The following is a 22,124-nucleotide window of genomic DNA, read 5'->3' as shown; positions in this document are numbered from 1 at the left end:
CGGAAAGCAGGCGAGTTGAGTCGGATGCTGCCAAATCAAATTCAAGCATCAATCAATTGCCAAAATCGATAAGGGGAATAGGGAAAGAAGAAGCATTTTCCTTTTCCCCTTCCTCTTATTTTTGATGCTCATAAATTAATGGTACAAAAACTTAAAAACCAAGTTCGGCAATGGCGCGGGCTACTGATTACAGCTCCGATTGTGGCTTGCACAGTCATCGCTACAAGTTCTTTAGGCGTACTGCAAATATTTGACTTGGCGATATTGGATCAATTTTTTCGCTGGCGACCTCGTGAACCAATCGATCCCCGTATTGTAATTATTACTATCAATGAATCAGATATTGAAAAGGTGGGACGATGGCCTATTTCTGATGCTCTGTTAGCTGAAGCGATCGCAAAACTGAAAGTTCAGCGACCCAGAGCCATTGGCTTGGATATTTATCGAGATTTGCCAGTCCCTCCTGGTCATCAAGCACTGGTGAAAGTATTTGAATCTACGCCTAATCTAGTGGGTGTCGAAAAAGCGGTAGGAAATCCGGTTGCTCCACCCCCAGCGTTGAATCGTCTCAACCAAGTGGGACTCGCGGATTTGGTGTTAGATGCAGATGGCAAAGTCCGTCGAGGGTTGTTGTCTATTAGAACATCTGATGGGAAAACCCATCTGAGCTTAGGCGCAAAGCTGGCTTTAATGTATCTGGAAAAAGAAAAGATTAGCCTCCAGAGCATTGGTGCTAATAAATTGCGATTAGGGAACGCTGTATTTACCCCATTTACGGGAAATGAAGGCGGTTACGTTCGTGCTAATTCCGGTGGCTACCAGATTTTGTTGAACTACCGGGGGATGTTAGAAAATTTCTCCACGGTATCGATGACGGATGTTCTAGAGAACCGCATCCCGCCCAATCTTTTACGCGATCGCATTGTCTTAATCGGCGCAATCGGCTCTAGCTTCAATGACCTTTCCTTCACCCCTTATAGTAGTAGTCTCTTTGCGACTCCCAAACGATTACCGGGCGTCGTCATTCATGCCAATTTAATCAGTCAAATTTTGAGTGGTGCTTTAGAGGGTCGTCCTTTGCTCCAGGTTTGGTCTCAACCAAAAGAAGCCTTATGGATTTTGATCTGGTGTTTCATTGGTGGTGGAGTGAGTTGGACGTTACTTCGCTTCAACCCCTTTAAACAAAATGTTGCTGCCAGATGGATCGTCTCTGGGGTTAGCATTTGCCTAATCGGGGGAATTCTGACAGGTGGCAGTTACCTCGCTTTTTTAGCTAGCTGGTGGCTCCCTGTCGTTGCCCCGCTAATCGGCATGACTGGCTCTGCGGTTGCGCTGATCGCTTATCGCAGTCTGGAAGACCAGCACATAGCAAACCTGGAGCGCAAACAAGCAGAAGCCGCGCTGCGGGAAAGCGAAGCGAAGTTTCGCCATCTCGCGGAAAATGTACCGGGCGTAATTTTCCGGTACATCCTCCATCCAAACGGCAGCCATGAGTTTACTTACATGAGTTCTGGCGCTCGTGATATCTATGGATATGAACCAGAAGCGATCGTCCAAAATCCTCAGATTGCCTGGAATGCGGTGCATCCCGATGACCTGCTTTTGCTAAATGAAACCATCCTAGTTTCTGCTAGAGACTTGCAGCCTTGGTACTGGGAAGGTCGCATTACCTCGCTTTCTGGTGACTTGAAATGGGTGCAAGCCACTTCCCGCCCGGAACAGCAAGCCAATGGTGACATTATTTGGGATGGCTTGCTCGTTGACATCACCTGGCGCAAGCAAGCAGAACATCTGCTTGCCGACTACAACCGTACTTTAGAAAGCCAAGTACAAGAGCGCACTGCTAAACTAGCCCAAACCAATGCCCAGCTAGAGCAGGAGATTGCCGAACGAAAGCAGGTAGAAGCAGCCTTGCATCAGAATGAAGAACGAATGCAGGCGCTTTTGAGCGCGATTCCCGATGCAATGTTCCGGCACCGGATAGACGGCACTTATTTAGACGTAAAAGCAGGCGAAGAAGCCTTTCAGATGCTGCCTGAAGCTTTAATTGGCAGAAATTTATGGGATTTACCGTTGCCCGAACAGGTTAAAAATGACCTGCTAGAGTATTTTCGGGTAGCAGTTGAAACCGGAGAGCGCCAAACCTACGAACACGAGGTGGAAAAACCCGATGGCATTCACAACTACGAGACACGCATCGTCAAAAGTGGTGCTGATGAAGTGGTTTGTATCGTGCGAGATATCACAGAACGCCAACGTTTCACGGCTGCTTTAGAGGAAAGCGAAGAACGCTATCGTTCAGTCGTGACAACGATGGCAGAAGGCATTGTTTTGCAGGATGCCAACGGTGTTATCCATACCTGTAACGCCAGTGCTAACAGAATTCTCGGCTTGTCTCGCGAGCAAATGATGGAACGAACTTCCCTCGATCCCAGCTGGCGAGCCATTCGTGAAGATGGTTCGCCCTTTCCAGGGGAGGAACATCCAGCAATGGTGACGCTACGAACTGGCGAACCTTGCTCTGATGTAGTGATGGGAGTTTACAAGCCAGAGGGTAGCTTAACCTGGATTTCTATTAACGCCCAACCTCTATTTCGGGCTGGCGAATCTCTGCCGTATGCAGTGGTATCTTCATTCGCGAATATTACGGCTCGCAAACAGGCAGAACTGGCATTAAAAGAAAGCGAAGCCCGTTTTCATGGGTTCATGGATAACAGTCCGGCGGCTTCTTGGATCACGGATGAAAATGGGCGAATTGTTTTCTCTAGCAAAACCTACCGCCAGATACTCCAAATCCCAGAAGGCTATGTAGTTGGAAAAACTGTTACAGAGCTTTATAGTGATGAATTCGCGCAACAGTATCTGGAAAACATTCGGAAAGTCATCCAAACGAATCAGTCAGTAGAGGCGATCGAACAAGCTCCCAGAACGGACGGCACAATCGGGGATTTTCTGGTATACAAGTTTCCGCTGGCGAACCTTTCTGGAGAACACCTTGTTGGAGGTGTGGCGATTGACATCACCGAGCGCAAACGGGCAGAGCAAGCGCTCAAAGAGAGCAACGAACGTTTTGAGCTAGCGGCATCGGCAATTAAAGGATATGTTTACGACTGGGATCTGAAGCAGAATATTGTTCTGCGGACGCAGGGACTCTATGAAACGAGTGGATACCGTCCCGAAGAAGCCGGACTCACAGGTCAGTGGTGGGTTGATCGCGTCCATCCGGAGGATTTGCCGCAGGTTTCGCGAACGTTTTCCCAGGCGATCGCTCATCAAAATGAGTATATGCTTGAATATCGGTTCCGTCACCGAGAAGATCGCTACACTCACATGGTCGATTATGGGGTGGTTGTGCGAGGCGCAGACGGACAGGCACTTCGAGTTGTCGGTCATGCTATCGATATTAGCGATCGCAAACGAATAGAAGAAGCTTTACGGGAGAACGAAGCTCGCTTGCGAAGCCTTGCCGATAACCTTCCCGGTGCGGTTTTCACCTACACTTACTGTGCTGACGGCAGACATTTTCTAGACTACATCAGTGAAGGGTGTGGCGAACTTTTAGGGATTTCCGCTCACGAGGCGATGGAAAATTTCTCTGCCATATTAGCTCGATATCACTCAGAAGACCTCCCTGGTTATAACGCCGCTTTAAAAATCAGCCTCGACAATTTAATGCCTTTCTATTATGAGTGGCGGTATCTACACCCAGATGGGAGCGCTCGTTGGCTGGCAGCTAGCTCTCGTCCGGAATCCCAAGCTGATGGCAGCATAATTTGGCGGGGGGTACTTCTAGATATTAGCGATCGCAAAATTGCTGAAGAAGCTCTTCGGCAGCAACAAGAGTTCCTGCGAAAGGTAATTGATAATGACCCCAACACCATTTTTGTAAAAGACTGGGAAGGACGCTTTGTGCTGCTTAACAAAGCTGCTGCCAAGCTCTACAACACGACTGTCGAAGAACTGGTGGGTAAACGGGATGTAGACTTCCATCCATTCTTAGAGGATGTTGAGCATTTCCTCCAAGAAACCCGCTCTATCATTGAAACGGGTCAAGCCTTATTTATTCCCGAAGAAAAAGTGACAGGCGCAAATAACCAAGATAAATGGTTTCAGTGGCAAAAGATTCCTCTGCATCCACCTGCAAGCGATAAAGTCTGCGTTTTAGGAATCGGAGTCGATATTACCACTCGTAAAATAGTAGAAGCTGAACTTGAACGAGCCAAAGAAGCCGCTGAGGCTGCTAACCGCGCCAAAAGCATCTTTCTCGCCAACATGAGTCACGAACTCCGAACCCCCCTCAACGCCATCTTAGGCTTTTCCCACCTCATGAGTCGTGCCCCCAATCTTTCAACAGAACAGCAAGAAAATCTCACGATCATTCGTCGCAGTGGAGAACACCTGCTGACACTGATTAACCAAGTCCTTGACCTGTCCAAAATTGAAGCTGGACGCATGACGCTGAGTGAAAATAACTTCGATCTTTACAGCTTGCTAAATGATGTCGAAGCGATGTTTTCTTTGAAAGCTACAGAAAAGAGCTTAAACCTAAAATTTGATTGTGATGTTGATGTTCCCCGATACCTCCGCACAGATGAAGTTAAGTTGCGTCAAGTGTTGATTAACTTACTAAGTAACGCCGTTAAATTTACCGATTCCGGAACAGTCTTAGTTAAAGTGAAATTAGGGACAACAAATTCCGAATTTCCTTCTTTCTCTCCCCTTTCCTCAATTATTTTTGAAGTTTCCGATACGGGAGCCGGTATTTCTTCCGAAGAACTTGACAAAGTATTCAAACCTTTCGAGCAAACAGCCGCTGGTCAACAAGTACAAGAAGGAACTGGTTTAGGATTGACAATTAGCCGTCAATTTATCCATTTAATGGGAGGTGAAATCACCCTCATTAGTGGTGGCAAAGTTTTCACTCCTGGAACCCCTATCAGGGAATTTAGTGACGATGCGAGTGCTTTATTTGCAAAAGGAACAACGTTTAAGTTTAACATTCAAGCAAATATTATCGCTGCCAGCGAGATTACAATCCCCCTCCAAAACCGCCGCGTTATTGCACTCGCACCCCAGCAACCTCGCTATCAAATACTAATCGCAGATGATAGCGATTTTAATCGCCAACTGCTGCTTAAACTCCTCCAGCCTCTTGGCTTTGAATTACTAGAAGCCTCTAATGGCAAAGAAGCATTAGAAATCTGGGAACGTAGTTCACCTCATCTAATTTGGATGGATATACGAATGCCGATAATGGATGGCTATGAAGCCACTAAACAGATTAGAAAGCGAGAGAATCAGAAACCTTCAGTTCAAAAGACATTAGCCAATTCTCGTACTGCGATTATTGCCCTGACTGCCAGCGCCTTAAATGAAGATAAAGCATCTGTTATTGAAGCTGGATGTGATGATTTTATCCGCAAACCTTTTCGAGAGGAAGATATCTTTAATGCTATCCACAAGCATTTAGATGTCTCTTTTACTTATGAGGAAATGGCTGCTACACCTGAGAAAAAAATACTGGAAATGCCAGTCTTAAATACTGCCGACTTGGCTGATTTACCTAAAAATTGGTTAGAAGATTTATATCAGGCTCTTGTTGAGGGAGATTTAGAAATTATCGCTACACTGATTGAGGAATTGCACCCCAAAAATGATGTGTTGTCAAAAACTTTAATGACATTAGTTAATCAATACCAGTTTGAGCAATTGTTGATATTGATTCAATCTGTGAAAGACTTATAATCCGATGGAAGCACCTATCGCCAGACCTAATATCCTAGTAGTTGATGATAATCCCGCAAATTTAAAACTTCTCTTCCACATCTTATCTGAAAAGTCTTACAAAGTGCGAGTTGTACCTAGCGGTCAACTCGCACTCAACGCTTGCAATTCAAATCCTCCTGATTTGATTTTGCTTGATATCAATATGCCAGAAATGAATGGATATGAAGTTTGTCAACGTCTAAAAGCTTCTGAGAAAACTCGCGACATTCCAGTTATTTTCATTAGTGCTTTAGATGATACGAATAACAAAGTAAACGCCTTTACAGTTGGTGGTATTGACTATATAACCAAACCCTTTAAACGTTTAGAAGTATTAGCCAGAATCGAGAATCAGCTACGCATTCGAGAGCTAAAAATGCAACTAATAGAGCAAAATAAGCTATTGCAAGAACACCTAGATTCACGGCGAAAAGCAGAAGTTGAACTTCGTCTTTTACTCGCAACGACTCAAGCGATTAGTCGCAAAAATAATGTTCCTTCCGTGTTACAAGCTGTACTGCGCTTAGTTGGGATAACAATTCAATGGGATTATGGTGAAGCTTGGTTGCCCACCGAAGATAATAATATTTTAGAATGCAGTCAAAATTGGTATTCTAGCCACGCTAGTTTCTGGGATTTTAAAAAACAAAATAGAACAGTTACCTTGGCTCCTAATCTAGGGTTGCCAGGTAAAATATTTGTTTCTAAAAAAGCAGAATGGGTAGAAAAAATTCTAAATTCCGGAGATTTGCCAATTTTAGGCGAGGAAATAGAAGATGCTAGTTTAGCATCTGCTTTTGGAGTGCCCATTATACTAAACGAACGAGTATTAGCTATTCTGATTTTCTATAAAAAAGGGTCGGTTCCGATTAATTTACATACCATTAATTTAGTAACCGCAGTAGCTACACAATTAAGTCCTTTAATCTATCACAAGCAAACTGAAGAAATTCTCAGAATTACTCAAGAACGCTATCACAGTATTGTTGAAAATGCAGTAGAAGGAATTTATCAAACAACACCTTGCGGGCGTTATTTGAGCGCTAACTTAGCACTGGCGAAAATTTATGGGTATGAATCTCCAGAAGAATTAATAAACAGTATTCAAAATATTGAAAAACAACTTTATGTTAACTCGAATCGACGGCGTGAATTTATAGAACAAATGAATTCTAATCATGCTGTCAGGGGATTTGAGTCTCAAGTTTACCGCCGAGATGGGGCAATTATTTGGATTTCTGAAAACGCGCGTTCAGTCTGCGATTCAAAAGAAAAACTTCTCTATTATGAGGGAACGGTTTCTGATATCACAGAGCGAAAGTTGGCTCAAAAGCAAACAGAAAAACTTTTATTAAATATATTACCTAAACCAATTGCAGAGCGGTTACAACAAAAGCAACAAGTTATTGCCGATAGTTTTTCTGATGTTAGTGTTTTATTTGCTGATTTAGTAGGGTTTACTAACTTTGCATCCACAAAGACTCCAACTGAACTCGTAGAAATCCTCAATCAAATTTTTATTGAATTTGACTTGTTGTCTAATCGACATGGATTAGAAAAAATAAAAACAATTGGAGATGCATATATGGTAGTAGGAGGACTACCAATACTAAGAGCGGATCATGCCTCATCAATTGCCAAGATAGCGTTGGATATGCAAAGTTTTATTGCTAGATTCAATACCCAAATTAATGAAAAGTTCAGTCTTCGTATAGGAATTAATATTGGACCTGTAGTTGCTGGAGTAATTGGTTTAACAAAATTCAGCTATGACTTATGGGGAGATACCGTGAATGTGGCTTCCCGGATGGAGTCAAGTGGGATTCCTGGTCAAACTCAGGTAACGGCTGCCGTTTACGAACGCTTAAAAGAACAGTTCCTTTTCCAAGAACGAGGGACTATTTCAATAAAAGGGAAGGGGGAGATGATGACTTATCTGCTGATTGGTCAAAAATAACGATAAAAACACTTTATGGATCAGGGTCAAGATTTAAAATTAAAAGAGAAAATACTGGTAGTAGACGATACTCCAGCAAATGTTAGTTTGCTAACTAAAATTTTGTCAAATCATGGATATAAAGTGCGTGTTGCTCTGAGTGGTAAGCTAGCGCTGCAATCAGTTCAGGCAAGCCCTGCCGATTTAATTTTGCTCGATATCAAAATGCCGGATATGGATGGGTATGAAGTTTGCCGACAGTTGAAAGCCTCAGAGCAAACCTGTAGTATCCCAGTTATTTTCATCAGTGCTTTAGATGCAACCTTTGATAAGGTGAATGCTTTTACATTGGGGGCAGTAGATTACGTCACCAAACCGATTGAGCCAATTGAGGTTTTAGTACGAATTGAACATCAATTACGGCTGCGTCGGTTTCAGTTACAGATGCAAACTCAGAATACACAATTACAACTTTTACTGACTACAACTCAAGCAATTAGTTCTGCTGCTGATGTAGAAGAAGCATTAGAAGTCATTTTAATCAATCTTTGTCAAAATCTCGGTTGGGATATTGGGGAAGTATGGATGCCTTCCTCGAAGGGGACTGTACTTGAATATTGCCGATGTTGGTACGAGGATATCCGTTTTGATGAATTTCGACGCCAGAGTGAGGCGTTTCGTTTTTCTCTTGGGGAGGGATTGCCAGGACGAGTGTGGCTGTCCCAACAAGTGGAATGGATCGCAGACATAACGCAGGAGAACTCGACCCTTTTTCTGCGGAGTCAAATTGCTAAGCAAGCGGGACTTAAAGGAGTCTTAGGAATTCCAATCGCCTTTGACCATCAAGTGCTGGCAGTTTTGATATTTTTTCATGAGCAGGAAATCACGCCGGATGAGCGATCGCTCCAACTCGTCAATGCAGTCGCGACCCAATTAGGCTCGATGATTCAGCGCAAGAAAGCAGAGGAAGTGTTGCGACAACAAGCAGCACGGGAACGGCTAATTGCTGAAGTTACCCAACAAATTCGCCAATCGCTGAATTTAGACGAGATTCTGGATGCGACAGTCAACAGCATTCGACAGTGTTTGCTTTCGGATCGGGTAGCTATCTACCAGTTCGCCGCTAACAATAACGGCACCTTTGTAGCAGAATCAGTTGGTAAAAACTACCCTCACATGTTAGGACAGACTGTGAATCCATCCTGGATTCAAGAAGGTTTTAGCACTTTTTTTCAGGGATTCCCAATCGTTTTGGACAATATTGAAAAGTTTAATTTTACAGGTGATGGGATTGAGTTTTTCCAACGCTATCAGGTCAAAGCTGTTGTAGCAATGCCGGTTTTGAAAGAAGAACGTCTGTGGGGGTTACTGATTGCTCACCAGTGTGCTGCTCCTCGTGACTGGCAGCCATTTGAAGTGGATTTGTTGTCTCAGTTGGCAAATCAGGTAGCGATCGCAATTCATCAATCCCAACTCTACCAATATGTGCAGTCTGCCAACCGGGAACTCCGGCAACTCGCTAACCTAGACGGCTTAACTCAGATTGCGAATCGTCGCCGATTTGATGAGTGTCTGAATACTGACTGGAAGCGACTAAGACGGGAACAAGCACCGCTGTCTTTGATTTTGTTAGATGTGGATTTTTTCAAACGCTACAACGATGCTTACGGTCATCTGGCAGGGGATGATTGTTTGCGGCAGGTAGCTGGTGCGATTAAAAGTGTTGTCCGGCGTCCCGCGGATTTAGTGGCGCGATATGGTGGGGAAGAATTTGCCGTAATTCTTCCCAACACTGATATTGAAGGAGCGGTTTTCGTAGCAGAGGCGATTCGACAGGCAGTTAGTAACTTGGCGCTTCCCCACAGTCAGTCTAAAGTGTGCGGCTATGTAACCGTCAGTTTAGGCGTGGCGAGTAGTGTACCCAATTTAGAACTGTTGCCGCAACATCTAATTAATGCGGCTGATGCGGCACTTTATGCAGCCAAAAAAGAGGGGCGCGATCGCGTAGCGCGAGTGTAACCACTCGGTTTTTCCTTTCTATGTATGCAACTCCTGGCTCAAAATCTCTAGAGAAGATGTCAGCGAAAACAACTGTTCTGAGAGGCTTTTTCTAGTTCGACGAGTAATTCTTCCTCAAGGGGTGCGATCGCTAACAGAGGATGTTTCAAGTCTCCCCATTTCTTGCCAGCTCGCATCCCATACAGGGTGAGAATTTCCGGGATTTGTCTTGAGACCAGCACCCGCGCTGGAGCCAGCTGTCCTAAAAGTCGAGCTTGTCGATACTGGTGCGATCGCATCAAAGCATCATCTAACCGTTGAGCGATCGCATCGGGTGACTCTTTGGCAGTGTCGAGCAAAAGAATATAACGATCCACTGGCTTTCTGACAGGTACCAAACTCTTGAAAAACGTTTTTTCTAGCGCCAAATCCTCAATGACAGAACGCACGAATTCAGAATGCAGCTTCTCACCCACGAGATCGCTTGTTGCTTGATTTCTCCCCAAAAATTCCAGACACGGCGTTCCTTGATAAAAGTGGCTGACGCGCACGCGATCGCCAATTCGGTAGCGGTACAATCCCCCTTTCTGAGAAATAATGATCTCGTAGTCAATCCCCGCCACAATCTCGTGAAGTCGGTGGATTTTCCCCTCTCCATCCTCAAACTCAAAGAACACCTGATCGAGCATCGGGACGCATCCCTTTGCCTCAATTAGGGGAATTGTCATCGGTGCTTCGGTGGCGAGGAGTCCTTTTCCCTGCACCATGACACCCGGAAACAGCGATCGCAAAAACCCTGCACCATCCGCAGCATTCGCGCTATCCCAGCAGGAAATAAGCTTCAATTCTTCCCAAAGCAGCGTCCACGGAATCTCTGGCTCCAAGAGGAGTTTAGAGCGCTTTGCTGACATTTTATTTTTGAGTTCTTTCCACAGCCGTACTCGATGCGTCTGGATGTAGTCGAGTTGTACGCGAAGGAAACTTGGACTCCAAATCGAGATAACTTCCAGATTTTCTTCGAGTAGGAGCGCGTGGGCAAGTTTCTCCTTGAATTCCTCTGCATTGCGAAGGCGATTCAATCCGGGAGGAGAAACCAGAAAAGGACGAAGAAATAACATTAACCATTCGTCCAGATATTCCGAATCATCCTCCAATGCGACGGGAATGCTATTTGGGCTTGCCGTATCAAGCCGGGGAGAGATGCAGAAGTATATCTTACCCGTAGAAAATCCTGGGCCATGCTGAATCAGATCATGTGCCCAAACACAGAACATCTGGTTAAAGGTAGCTCGAAGAGATTTGGTGTAAGGAATGGATTTTGCCGAGCCACTACTTCCGGAAGTCTTTTCGTAAAAGAGAATCGATTCTGGTGTCAAGATTGGCTGCTGGGTTGTTTTTTGCCGCTCGATCCACTCTTTGAGATCGTCGTAGTTAACAATCGGAATGCGATGCCAATCTGCAACCGATCGGATACCTAAAAATTTGCCATATTCACTCTTGGCAAGATTGTCTACAATTTCCTCCTGAACAGATTGCTGCGTTCTTTCGGGATTTTCTAGTGCTTGCAAAAAGCCCTTGGCGTAGGGGGAGAGAAGTTGTCCGAAAAGCTTGACAATAGGGCGCATCATATCAAATTTGTTTGGGGGATTAATTTGGAACCTCATCCCCAGCCCCTCTCCGTCAACGGAGAGAAGAGCCGGAAGTTAAGAGGGGAGCCGGAAGCTCACATCTTGCGCCAAGTCCTCAGAATAGAATTCTGGAGCGATCGCATTCCCCGTCAGAAAAGCGCGGACTAACGGAAAATAAAGGCTTCTGTAACCTGCGTAGGCAGGTTTCGTTTGTGTAGCTGCGGTTTCAACCGCCAGGTGCAAGATGTCAGGGAAGGATATCACTTGAATTTCTTGTTGGGATAGATGTGGGTAGCAACCGGAACGTAGGTTCCTTCCTCAACTACAACTCCGGGGCCAATGTGATTCCAGGCTCCTAGGAAGACATTGCTGCCGATTTTCACTTTTTTGACATACAGCATCAAGTCCTGTTTTCTAGGTTTAATGATGTGGGAGTAGATGCCAACTCCGTGACCGAAAACTGCGCGATCGCCTACCTCAATCAGTCCGCGATCGGCAATTTCTAACTGCGGTGTCCAGTAAACGCTTTTACCAACCTTGGCTCCCCACAATCTCAGCCATAGAGAAAAAGCACCGGGAATTAGGCGTATCAACGTTTCCAGCGCTGGAAACGCAATGTAGATAAGTTGAATCTGATGACTTCCCCACCAAGGTGAATACTCTTTGCTGCCGAGATAGCTGATCCCTTCCTTAACTGGGTAAAAACGCTCGTGGAGGCGATACACCAACAGGGGAAACCCATACAGAGAAAGGAAAAAAGCTGAGATGCTGAAGATTCCTGGAAAGAAGCAGATCCCCAGAAAAGACGCGATCGCAATCAGGATAACTAAGGCGGGAAAACAGGAGAGTATTGTGCCGAGGAAAGTCATAGTGAAATTAAAAATGCTTGCATTAAAAATGAAGAACTCAATTTTTTAATTTTTAATTGCTAATTCTTCCAAGGCCACAGTAGCTTCTGAGTTAAGGTGAGGTTGATTTTGACCCCCAAAGAATCCGGTACGCGATCGCTTTTGTAATACGTTCCGTGCATCCAATCCCAAAGCTTAAAGTTGGCTCCGTAATTGCCACAAACTGATCTGCTGGCGTGGTGCCAAGCATGATCTTGGGGTACTATCAGCAAAGCCGATAGCCAGCGATATAGCCAAGAGTTTGGTGTTGGAGTTATGGTGCTGTGACGCCATAAGTCTAAAGCTGAGCTAAGACTGACACCGGCGATGTACCAAGTGGGATCTTGCAGCAGATAAATAAATAGAGCGTGAACCCATAAGTAGACGATCAAAAAGCTCGTCCACAGGGTATTTCTGGAGGTAGACAAGACATTCATTTCGGTGCTGGTATGATGAACCGCGTGGAGAGACCAGAGCCACCGACTATGGAGCAAGCGATGGTTCCAGTAGTAGATGTAATCCACAAACACGAAGCTCAGCAAGAATGCTGCGACTGGAGGCAGAGCAAGCAAGGCGCGATCGCTGGGTAGAAGATAGTGGTACAGATGGTAAACTACTGTGAGCTGAAGAATTGGGATGAGAACACCCTGAAAAAACAGACCAACAGCATCTAAAATCCAGTCCTCATAGGTTCTCATTCGCAAGGCAGTAAAACTGCGCTGATTCGCCACAGTCAGCGTCATTAAAATCGCAAAAGTAAAGAATACTCCCATCGCTAATCGCTCAATTTACAATTTAGGGAATGTTGCCCGATCTTGAATTCGTTTGAATCTTCATTATTTAGAACCTCACCCCCAACCCCTTTCCGTTAACGGAGAGGGGTGCCGGAGGCGGGGTGAGATTCTTCGACGAATTTGAGATGACTTCCGAAAAAACGCGATCGCTCTCTTATAGTTCCCAATCCAAAATTCAAAATCGGATTGGGAGCATCTCAATTGTGAAAATTTGCACAGAACCCCCCTTATCTCCCATTAACGGAGGGAAGTACGATCTCTCCCTTCCCGTTAACGGGGTGGGTTGGGGTGGGGTTCCGGATGCCAAGTGATGTTTTTACAAGCATTGATATACTTCCACCGAATTAAACCCAGAAGGTTACTTGAACAGACTTATCCAAGAGAGTTCTAGGATCTTCTCCTGCTTCAATCTTGCTCCGAATCGATTCAACTAGGACGTGGATTGTGTCAGCTGGCGTATTGGCAAACTGGGTGCCGTACTTTTCGATTACCTCTTGCTGAATACCAAGCGCTTCCACATCCTGACGGATAATATATTGGGCAGTCCAGCGAACAAAGGGACGCGCAATCTTGTTCCAAATGCCGTAGTTAAAAGTTACGTCTGTATAAACGAGAGTTGAATCCTCCGCTTCCGGAATCGACTGGCTGGTAATAAACAGCCTTCTTTTCGGTGCCATATCATATTCCACGCTGGTAACGTTTGGCATATGAAAACTATCCGTGTGCCGGATCTCGTAACCTTTCCGATTTAGAAAGCGGGTATACCAGCCGAGGTTTGTCGTTTCGTTGCGGTATTCTGCGAAAACTGAGCCACTTCGCCTCTCTACCGTCATTTCCAGCTTTTGCTTGCGAGAAGTGCGAAATACCCCAGGGTGAACCGAGGCGGTGTGAGGAATATCGATAAAATTTTCCGCACAGTTGGTAACGTTGTTCCGAAAACGGTTAATAACCCGTACCGTCTCCCATCCAGGCTTTCCGTAGTAAGGCATTTGAAAAGGCTCAAACTCCTCACTCGGCTTTTGTGCCAGCCTCACATAGACATATCCATCCTGCTCTCTGGTGTCATAATGCTGAGTGCGACGAGCATGAGTCACCTTAAAGTCTTCTCCCTCTGCGGGGACAGCAACTACCTTCCCAGTTTTGTCATAAACCCAGCCGTGGTAGGGACATTGGAGCGTTCCCTGACAGACTTTTCCTTTAGAGAGACGGCTATTTCTGTGCATACAGCGATCGCGCAATGCCACTGGTTTTCCGTCATCTCCTCGAAAAACTGCCAGCCATTCCCCCAAAACCGTGCGTTCTAGCACAGTATTCGGCTTTAGTTGTTCGCTGAGTGCCACAACATACCAGAAATCTTCAAATTTCACTAATCCTCCACAATAAATTAAAAATTAACAATAAGAAATAGAAGATTTTTTGGCTTCATTCTTTATTATCAAAAGCAAAGATTTCAAGGTCACTGCTGAGATCCAACTGACAAGCCAACCTTACTTGATTATTTCCTGGCGCTAGAGTTTCCAACACCTCCTTTTCATCTTCACTTGGAGCAGGAATCTTCCCTTTTATAACTACAAGGCACGTCCCACAAATCCCGGTACGACATCCAAAGAGTACCGGAGAATTTTGCACCGTCAGATGCTCCGAAAGATTAGAGTGCTTCTCCAAGGTTAGGGGAGAATAATCTGTCCCTGGAAAGCGGATGATACAGCATTGCTCATTCATATTTAATTCAAAATTTGGGATTAAAGCTTAATTTGATAACAATAAAAATAATAACTAACCTCTTCTTTCTCTTCTTCTTCCTTCGCGTACTTCGCGTCCTTGGCGGTTCGTAAACAAAATGTTGTTGTAGCTAACAAAGTTAATATATTTAAAACCGTTTATTTTGTAATACTAAAATCTTTAGACCATAGAGAAACTTTAAGTTGATTCACATAATGCATATACTTAACCAATGGCGTATCAATACTCAGAAGTGCGTTGGGATTATAACGAATATTGTCATAAATTTGTCCATCTTCCCCTTTCAAAGCATAGTATCCCAGACGGGTAAACAAGAGTAATAGTTGCGTCACCAACCAACCAAACAATCCTGTTCTTTTCTCTGCCACATAAATCGGTTGAATACGAGTTCTTCCAGGTGCAACTGGAGTATAGGCGTAAATCATGTGCAGTGAAGGAAAAAGCCGAACATTCTTCATCATCGTTAAAAGTCCGATACAGCCATCCGCATACCTCATAGAATACTCATAAGTATCGCCGAGAATTTTTCGTCCCAAGCGTTCTCTCCGAGTAGTTTTAGGAAACTCCCCTTGAAGGGTAAAATCTATCACATTGCCAGATTGATTCTGATGCAAGGATAGATTCATATTGATATCTACTTTGTGAACAGTTTGTAAATGTTGAGCATCAATGCCATTCATCATACAAATGTGATGATGACAACTCCGCTCAAATGCTTTGTCGTATACTGTTACAATTGATTTGCCTTTAAGTTCATCAAATTCTGCCACACCTTCTGGTGCTTTTGAATCTGGATACACCCAAATCAAACCGTATTTTTCATCAGTAGCATAAGATTGAAGGCGAGCTTTTTCAGGAATCGCCGATTGGCAGGGGATATCTTGACACTTTCCTTCTCCATCAAATGCCCAATGATGGAAAAAACAACGAATCGAATTTCCATCAACGCGCCCAATTCCTAAATCGGTTCCCAGGTGAGGACAATAAGCATCTAAAGCGCGAACTTTTCCATCTTGTCCGCGAAAGACAACAATTTTTTGTCCGCATATTTCCAAGGATGTTGCTTTGCCTTGAGGAACCTCTCGGCTAGGGCAAGCAATGTACCAGCCTTTAGCAACAACATCCCAATTGTTAAATATTTTCATTTTCAAAAGGGGTTGCGTGTTTAGATTTTGAGACTCGTTCATATGAAAAAGTAGGAAATATGCACGGTTATTTGTCAAGTCAGTAATGGGTAAAATTTTTCATAAGCCCAATTACCAATTACCAATTGCCTTCTTTTGAGTAGCGAGGTACTGGGGAATAGAATTAGCAGCCATGATGGACATCTCCCGGTTACTTGCCCAAGCGTAGTCAACTTTTTCGAGGTAAACTTTGTAGGAATCCATCGCTTCTGTACGGGTTTTGTAGCTGAGGTGCAGCCCTTCAGATTCCTCTGTGAAGCACAATCGCATCATTTCTTTGGCTTCTGGGTCGCTCATTGCAAAAATAGGCGATCGCAATACCTCGTAAATTGCCGAATAGAGGGCGGGGTCGTACCAAAAAATCCCGTTAATCGCAACGGAAAAATGATAGTGATCTCTCTGACAGCCGCGTATCCCCAAGTTTGCCACTAGCTTCTCGAAAGCGGTCGGCGGCTTGAGGCACTTCACCACGTCATGGGAAAGAATCGTAGAGCTGTTAAAGTGAAAGCTCTCATCCATGAAGTGATAAAAGGAAATTTTCGAGGGAATGGGAGCGTTTTCTGAGTTGGGATGTTTTTGGTAGTAGTTGCTGAGCTTATGCTGCACCAGCTTACCGTTTAGCGTCCGGATACCCCGAACGGTAAAGTATTGGCAAGCCAGAAAAGTATTGCCTGCTGACAGCATTCCAAAGCTTTGCAGCTGGAGTTTTTTCCACCACGTCTTGAGAGCGTTGGTGTCAGCAAAAATCATTGTCTCTGCAAACGGCCCGCGCATAGGATAGCTGAAGACGCGCTTGCCAAAAAGCTGTGCTTCTACCTCGCTAGAGATTTTTCTGAAGGCGCTGATATGTGCCCTTTCCTGAGCAGATTCTAAGTCGAGGGTATCGCAAACTAAGCGAAAGTCCTCCTGGGCGTAAAGTCCGGCGGCGCTAGTCTGATTAAAGTAAATTGTGGCAATTTCTGCGGAAACGATCTGCGAATAGTAAGCTACCCAATAAAGTTGGTTTAAGATTACTCTTTGGCTTACGCTCGCTTGTTCCCACAGCGGAGTTCCGTAGAGTAAGGAAAATTCTTCTGGATTCCAATACTCATCTTTGCAGTCTTCATATCGGAAAGAGGCTGCGGCTTCGTCGAGCAGTTGCGTATGATCCTGCTGTTTATTGCGCGTGTGGTTGATCTGAAGCTTGCGATAGACTTTTGAGTTCTCTAGAAGGGTATTGCCTTTCGGTTCGTTAATCTGAAGTTGTTGGTAAACCTTTGGGTCTTCTAGAAGCATGTTGTCTTTGGGTTCGTTTAGTGTTTTATTCATACGCATTTTTCTGCGGGGAAAGGCTGGAACGCCCCCCGATCCTCTAGTTCTTGAACGATAATTCCCGCCTCTTCTCCCCGCATCAGGGAACGCAGGAGATTGAGACGGATTCCGCTATGAGTCTCTGTGTCGAGTTCCTGGAAAATCCTCAGCTTCTGTTGGCGGGACAAATGACCCTTCACTTGCTCGATAGCGGCGACGACGCTTTGAGGTCCTACCCGAACCATCTGCAAAAATAGGGCTAGGGTTTCGATGATGGTTGCTCGACTCGCTTGGGAGACGGATATCTGGTTGAACAAAGTGACTCCAGTGCCGTGGTGACGGCTCTCGTCTTGCAAAAATCCCTCGAATATCGCAGCCATCTGAGGATTTACACAGTCTTTGGCGAGGCTTCTGTAATGGCTCAAACCCCACCCCTCTAGCACTACCTGAAGCACAAATAGCAGGACTGTTTTATCCTGGGTTTCCACCAAATCTGCCAGGAAGCGCAAGAAGGGGTCGTTTGTCCCCACCAGGTCTTTTTCCGGCAAAAAGCGACTAATCTGGGCGAGGTGAGTCACTTCGTCGGAGCTGAAGAGTGCGTAGAGCATTCGCTCCTCAGTGGTTTCTGCCAGCAGCACCATTTTTGCCATGTAACCGACTCCGGCTTTTTCGATGAAATAGGCTTCTTCTATGAGTCCGCTACTGCATCGCCGCAGGATTTCTGCTTGCTCTTGTTGGCTGGAATCTTGGAAAATCTGGACTTTCTCAAGACCAAAGTGAGCGGCGTCCCAGTAGGAATTGCTCATAAATTCTGGGGAAATCGGATCGTCACCCAGCCGACTCTTCAAGGCTGAGGAGAGTACGCGACGCAGCTTGTCGTCAGATGGGATGTGGGGCAAATCGAAGCCTGCTGTTTTTTGGTATTGATTCATCGGCTTTGTCTCCCCATAAATAACCGTCGATAAATCATTTTTGATAACGGTAGGCGCAACCTATCTGGGAAGATTTGTTGATAAATATGGGTAAAATTGGCATCCCAGCCGACTCGATAGCGGAGTTGGCGATCGCTTCCTTCGGCAATATCAGCAACCCGTTTGGCGACCAGATGCGTATTATCCTGAGCCGTTGAGATAACTCGCTGATTCAGCCTCCGGTAGTTTTCCGTCTGGATTCGATAAGTTTCAGCGTTTCCTTCCCCCCAACTCATATTCTTGCCATTATTCGTCGTCTTGCTGGCTCCAGGTTCTACCAAAGCGACACGAACCCCGTGAGACTCAAGCTCGTAATAAAGACTCTCTGCTAAGCCTTCCAGAGCATACTTGCTGGCGCAATGAGCCGAGGTTAAGGGAAAGCCCGTAAAGCCGAAAGTGGAGGAGATAAAAATCAGGGTTCCCTGCGCTTCCCGAATCAACGGAAGCAACGCGCGAGTCAGGAACACGCCACCGAAGAAATTTACCTCAAATTGACGGCGGATTTGCTCCTCGCTCAAATCCTCCAAAGCGCCGTAGAACCTGTAGCCTGCATTATTTACCAAACAATCCAGCCGCCCTCTTTGGCGAACTGCTTCAACTACGGCATCTCGTTGGCTGGATTCGGTGATTTCCAGGCTGAGAATCGTCAAGCGATCGCTATATTTTTCTAGGGATTCCGTGAGGATTTGCCGTCGCTGCGGTGCGTTCCGCATCGTACCGATGACGTGCCAACCTCGCTGGAGAAATTCATCAACCATAGCCCGACCAAAGCCGGACGAACAGCCTGTAATCAATACAGAACTCATCTCGCCTCCGGGGTTAGGGAGAGAGGAGGAAGGACTGAGGGCTGAGGACTGAGTGCTGAGGAGGGAGGACTGAGGACTGAGGAAGAATTCTCCTTTACCTCTCGGCTTCCCTGACCTTCTGCTGCGAGAATTGGGGAGTCCTGCACCTCCTTTCCTTGCAGGGAATGGGGTTGGGGGGTTAGGACTGCCTTATCCAAATCATATTGCCGCTGCTCCTCCTCCGGCAAAGTCGCCTCCCAAGTTCCCCACGCGATCGCTTTCTGTTTCTCGACGTGCTGGATGAACTGGATAATCGACTTGTCCTCTTTCGTCGGAGTCTGAAAGTCAAACTTAATCGTTTGGAAAACTTGGGTGTCTCCTTTGGCAAAGTAATTCCCCACCATCTTCGTCAGCCAAAGTACGATTCGGTTAAACATCCAGCCGAGTACACCCGGACGCTTCTTAGTAATTAATAAAGTCTGTCCTTCAGTTTTTCCGGCTTCGGTGAGGCGAAGGGCAAACATGATGTAGAAATGGAGGAAGTCTGGCCCAAGTGTCACAGTGCCAGTGCTGCCGTACCAGTAGCACATACTATAAGTAACTTCATTTTTATATAAGGGGCGGATTAGTTTTACAAACAGAGATTCGTCCCCTCCCCGCGTGGTGTTACTGAAGGCGATCGCGTTTTCGTCTTCCTGCTTCTCAAACACAATTTTCAGTGGCAGGTTGTGAACGGTATTGAAGTGTTGGGCGTCGATAGCGTTGATCATCACCACATTGGGGTGACAGTTCTTCACGAAGCAAGACGCGATCGCCGCATCGCATTCTTCATCTTTGAGTTCTGGAGGACACGGCAAAGGCTGTCGTGGCGCTTCCCCCGTCCAAACCCATACCATCCCGTACTTTTCCGCCGTAGGCCAACTTTGCACCTTCGCTGGAAGCGGCTTTTCCAAACACGGAATATCGATACACTTTCCCACTTGGTCATACTTCCAATTGTGGAAAAAACAGCGAATCCCGTTGCCTTCGACTTTTCCCTCGGCAAGGTGTGCGCCCATGTGCGGGCAATATGCATCGAGAGCGATCGCTTTCCCGTCCTCCCCCCGATATATCGCCAGTTCCCTCCCCAAAAGGGTTACAGGCTTTACCTCACCCACTTTGAGATTTCGAGAGGGAATTGCCCAGTACCATCCCTCAATGAAACAATCGGGATTGTTAAAAGTCCTGGTTTTGCGAAGAGAATTAGACGCTTGCAAATTAAGATTCACCATAATTTATATAGTAGTAACGTTCAAAACTTCACGCCTGCGTGAATGTGCCGATCTAGAAAGCTTGACATAGGGAAGTTCCCCCCCTCCATCCACCCCTAAAATCAGTTTGGGGTTCCTATTTCTTTATTACACTAAGAATTTGCAAAGCTCTGGAATTTATGACTTAGTTTAGTAAATTTTTGTTTCAATCTAATTTAAGTCATTCAATATTTCATTAAGTAACATCTAAAAATTGTTCAACCTTTAGTTCGTCTTATAGTAGCCTGCGTTTAGGGTTAGAAATTTAAGACTTATTTATAGAGTCTTCTTCTCTTCCCTCTCTTTCCTTCGCGCCCTTCGCGCCTTCGCGGTTCGTAAAAAAAGAAAATTTTCCAACTTCTTTAGCACTACCCTATGAAATTTCAATCATTTATAAAAAACTCTTTAGGGTCGAAAAGATTAGCCGAAAGAGTGTATCAACGTGCCCAACGAGGCGTACCCGCTTACAAACAGTTTTTAGAAACTCAAGGAATTAAAGCACGAGTTCCATTTAACCAGCTACCTTTGTCAGACAAAAAATCCTATGCTTTAGCTTACCCATTCGAGGAATTGCTGGCAGATGATGCTGATAAAATTTATGCGATCGCTCGTTCTTCCGGATCATCCGGAAACTCATTTTATTGGCCTATTCTAAAATCAAATAGCCGTTTTGTCGGTCTTAAAACCCGGATATTTCTGGAACGAACCTTTGCTGTACACAAGAAAAAAACGCTGGCAATTGTTGGACTTAGCTTAGGAAGTTCTCTCGGAGGAGTATCGTTTTCCTGGGCGTTAAATAATATGGCAGCGAATACGCCTTATCCTTTCTGGGTATTCTGCCCAGGTATCCAGCAAGATGATATTATTGAAATGATCTGCAAGATGAACCAATTGGTAGATCAGATTATTTTATTGATTGTACCATCTGCGATCGCGCATCTTCATCTAAAGGCAAGTGAGCAAAAGCGATCGCTTCCATTAGAAAAATTAAGATACATCGTAATTGGTGAACCTTTTCCAGAAAGTATTCGCACTTCTTGGCAAAATCGGGCGGGGATAGCAGAAGATATTCCATTTATGTTTTCCATGTACGCCAGCGCTGATACTGGAGGACTGGGAACTGAATCTCTTGCTTCGATCGCCTTGCGAAAACTACTGTATCGTAACCAGAAACTTGCTAATTCGCTAGGTATAGAATCTCCCATTCCTCACTTCTTCCATTTCATTGCTTCTGACACTTTTGTGGAAATTGTTGATGGTCACTTTTGCGTGACTCGTTGGCAAGGAATTCCGCTAGTGCGCTACATTCTTTACGACCGTGTTGCGTTATATAGTTGGAGGAAATTAAGAAAAGCAATTCTTACTTCGGACAAGCTAAATTCTCAGGATGAAGCTTTAGCCAAGATTATTGCAAATAGCCCTTGGCTTCCAAATATTTTAGCAGTCACGGGTCGCTCAGATAGTTGTTTAATTCTTTTAGGGACTAATCTTACCGAATATATGTTGGATGCAGCGGTAAAATGCGAAGAACTAAACGATATTCTCACCGGACTATACCGCGCCCGAATTCTTTATGAAGAAGATCAACAGTATCTAGAGTTCGATTTGGAAGTTCGGCAAGGCGTCACATCCGATGAAGCAGTAAGCGATCGCGCCTATTACTCTTTAGTAAAAACATTAGGGCAAGTTCAACCCGAATTTCTTGATGATTGGAAGCGCGTTTTTAGCGCTTGGGACAACGTTCCGAATAAACGTATTCTCCGGCTGAATTTCTTACCTTGGCCTGATTTATCTCAGAACACAGAGAACACTATCAAACAAAGAGGAATTGTTAATCAGTAATCATAAAGGAT

General features: G+C 45.1%; 16 protein-coding genes. 5 read left to right on the top strand and 11 right to left on the bottom strand.

The genetic code is table 11. The features are described from left to right. The first annotated feature begins 138 nt into the window (after positions 1–138). From NDI33_RS20225 to NDI33_RS20215, 3 genes are read left to right on the top strand one after another with little or no spacing between them, the layout of a single operon-like run. Positions 139–5,745 (top strand): PAS domain S-box protein, encoded by a 5,607-nt coding sequence (locus NDI33_RS20225; RefSeq protein ID WP_190673896.1) that lies wholly within the window; start codon positions 139–141, stop codon positions 5,743–5,745. A 4-nt stretch (positions 5,746–5,749) separates the two neighbouring features. Further along, positions 5,750–7,723 carry an adenylate/guanylate cyclase domain-containing protein gene (locus NDI33_RS20220; protein ID WP_190673893.1) on the top strand — a complete coding sequence of 658 codons (1,974 nt, stop codon included), beginning with the start codon at positions 5,750–5,752 and terminating at the stop codon, positions 7,721–7,723. A 15-nt stretch (positions 7,724–7,738) separates the two neighbouring features. Continuing rightward, positions 7,739–9,721 carry a diguanylate cyclase gene (locus NDI33_RS20215; protein ID WP_190673890.1) on the top strand — a complete coding sequence of 661 codons (1,983 nt, stop codon included), beginning with the start codon at positions 7,739–7,741 and terminating at the stop codon, positions 9,719–9,721. Positions 9,722–9,780: 59 nt separating this feature from the next. Here the strand turns inward: NDI33_RS20215 and NDI33_RS20210 are convergent, their stop codons facing one another. The 4 genes from NDI33_RS20210 to NDI33_RS20195 form a co-directional block, all read right to left on the bottom strand. Then, on the bottom strand, positions 9,781–11,325 hold the full coding sequence (locus NDI33_RS20210; protein WP_190673946.1) for a GH3 auxin-responsive promoter family protein: 1,545 nt from the start codon (positions 11,323–11,325) through the stop codon (positions 9,781–9,783). Positions 11,326–11,403: 78 nt separating this feature from the next. Then, entirely contained in the window at positions 11,404–11,592 is a 189-nt protein-coding gene (locus NDI33_RS20205; protein WP_190673877.1) for a hypothetical protein, read from the bottom strand. Further along, entirely contained in the window at positions 11,589–12,197 is a 609-nt protein-coding gene (locus NDI33_RS20200; protein WP_190673874.1) for an acyl transferase, read from the bottom strand. The genes NDI33_RS20205 and NDI33_RS20200 overlap by 4 nt, the downstream gene beginning before the upstream one ends. Positions 12,198–12,256: 59 nt before the next feature. Further along, complete coding sequence (locus NDI33_RS20195) at positions 12,257–12,988, bottom strand: sterol desaturase family protein (protein ID WP_190673872.1); 732 nt, start codon at positions 12,986–12,988, stop codon at positions 12,257–12,259. 146 nt (positions 12,989–13,134) lie between these two features. Here NDI33_RS20195 and NDI33_RS20190 point away from each other — a divergent pair, with 146 nt between their 5' ends. Then, entirely contained in the window at positions 13,135–13,320 is a 186-nt protein-coding gene (locus NDI33_RS20190; protein ID WP_190413389.1) for a hypothetical protein, read from the top strand. Positions 13,321–13,353: 33 nt separating this feature from the next. Here the strand turns inward: NDI33_RS20190 and NDI33_RS20185 are convergent, their stop codons facing one another. The 7 genes from NDI33_RS20185 to NDI33_RS20155 form a co-directional block, all read right to left on the bottom strand. Further along, positions 13,354–14,376, bottom strand: a complete 1,023-nt coding sequence (locus NDI33_RS20185; RefSeq protein WP_190673869.1) for a Rieske 2Fe-2S domain-containing protein — start codon at positions 14,374–14,376, stop codon at positions 13,354–13,356. Positions 14,377–14,431: 55 nt separating this feature from the next. After that, on the bottom strand, positions 14,432–14,731 hold the full coding sequence (locus NDI33_RS20180) for a 2Fe-2S iron-sulfur cluster-binding protein (protein WP_190435637.1): 300 nt from the start codon (positions 14,729–14,731) through the stop codon (positions 14,432–14,434). A 158-nt stretch (positions 14,732–14,889) separates the two neighbouring features. Then, the gene (locus NDI33_RS20175; protein ID WP_190673944.1) at positions 14,890–15,897 is read right to left on the bottom strand and encodes a Rieske 2Fe-2S domain-containing protein; all 1,008 of its coding nucleotides are present in this window, start codon (positions 15,895–15,897) and stop codon (positions 14,890–14,892) included. Between the two features lie 111 nt (positions 15,898–16,008). Continuing rightward, a complete protein-coding gene (locus tag NDI33_RS20170; protein WP_199302343.1) occupies positions 16,009–17,211 on the bottom strand; it encodes a P-aminobenzoate N-oxygenase AurF in 1,203 nt (400 codons plus the stop codon). Between the two features lie 29 nt (positions 17,212–17,240). Beyond that, a complete protein-coding gene (locus tag NDI33_RS20165; RefSeq protein ID WP_190673866.1) occupies positions 17,241–18,158 on the bottom strand; it encodes a ferritin-like domain-containing protein in 918 nt (305 codons plus the stop codon). Next, positions 18,155–19,003, bottom strand: coding sequence for an SDR family oxidoreductase (locus tag NDI33_RS20160; RefSeq protein WP_190673864.1), 849 nt, complete (start codon positions 19,001–19,003; stop codon positions 18,155–18,157). Before NDI33_RS20160 ends, NDI33_RS20165 begins: the two co-directional genes overlap by 4 nt. Then, positions 19,000–20,250: an aromatic ring-hydroxylating dioxygenase subunit alpha gene (locus tag NDI33_RS20155; protein WP_347275862.1), complete on the bottom strand. Its 1,251-nt coding sequence runs from the start codon at positions 20,248–20,250 to the stop codon at positions 19,000–19,002. Before NDI33_RS20155 ends, NDI33_RS20160 begins: the two co-directional genes overlap by 4 nt. Before the next feature lie 396 nt (positions 20,251–20,646). Between NDI33_RS20155 and NDI33_RS20150 the strand changes: the two genes are divergently transcribed. After that, a complete protein-coding gene (locus NDI33_RS20150) occupies positions 20,647–22,113 on the top strand; it encodes a hypothetical protein (RefSeq protein WP_190673860.1) in 1,467 nt (488 codons plus the stop codon). The last annotated feature ends 11 nt before the right edge of the window (positions 22,114–22,124 follow it).

Origin of the sequence: Trichocoleus sp. DQ-A1 (assembly GCF_039961955.1) — a bacterium.
GTDB lineage: Bacteria > Cyanobacteriota > Cyanobacteriia > Cyanobacteriales > FACHB-T130 > FACHB-T130.
This window is presented reverse-complemented; position numbering and strand designations above follow the sequence as displayed.

Bases quoted from the DNA above. Each gene is read 5' to 3' on its own strand.
- NDI33_RS20170 (WP_199302343.1), bottom strand. From the start codon at position 17,211: ATGCTTCTAGAAGACCCAAAGGTTTACCAACAACTTCAGATTAACGAA.
- NDI33_RS20190 (WP_190413389.1), top strand. From the start codon at position 13,135: ATGACTTCCGAAAAAACGCGATCGCTCTCTTATAGTTCCCAATCCAAA.
- NDI33_RS20225 (WP_190673896.1), top strand. From the start codon at position 139: ATGGTACAAAAACTTAAAAACCAAGTTCGGCAATGGCGCGGGCTACTG.
- NDI33_RS20165 (WP_190673866.1), bottom strand. From the start codon at position 18,158: ATGAATCAATACCAAAAAACAGCAGGCTTCGATTTGCCCCACATCCCA.
- NDI33_RS20195 (WP_190673872.1), bottom strand. From the start codon at position 12,988: ATGGGAGTATTCTTTACTTTTGCGATTTTAATGACGCTGACTGTGGCG.
- NDI33_RS20175 (WP_190673944.1), bottom strand. From the start codon at position 15,897: ATGAAAATATTTAACAATTGGGATGTTGTTGCTAAAGGCTGGTACATT.
- NDI33_RS20150 (WP_190673860.1), top strand. From the start codon at position 20,647: ATGAAATTTCAATCATTTATAAAAAACTCTTTAGGGTCGAAAAGATTA.
- NDI33_RS20215 (WP_190673890.1), top strand. From the start codon at position 7,739: ATGGATCAGGGTCAAGATTTAAAATTAAAAGAGAAAATACTGGTAGTA.
- NDI33_RS20210 (WP_190673946.1), bottom strand. From the start codon at position 11,325: ATGCGCCCTATTGTCAAGCTTTTCGGACAACTTCTCTCCCCCTACGCC.
- NDI33_RS20200 (WP_190673874.1), bottom strand. From the start codon at position 12,197: ATGACTTTCCTCGGCACAATACTCTCCTGTTTTCCCGCCTTAGTTATC.
- NDI33_RS20180 (WP_190435637.1), bottom strand. From the start codon at position 14,731: ATGAATGAGCAATGCTGTATCATCCGCTTTCCAGGGACAGATTATTCT.
- NDI33_RS20160 (WP_190673864.1), bottom strand. From the start codon at position 19,003: ATGAGTTCTGTATTGATTACAGGCTGTTCGTCCGGCTTTGGTCGGGCT.
- NDI33_RS20220 (WP_190673893.1), top strand. From the start codon at position 5,750: ATGGAAGCACCTATCGCCAGACCTAATATCCTAGTAGTTGATGATAAT.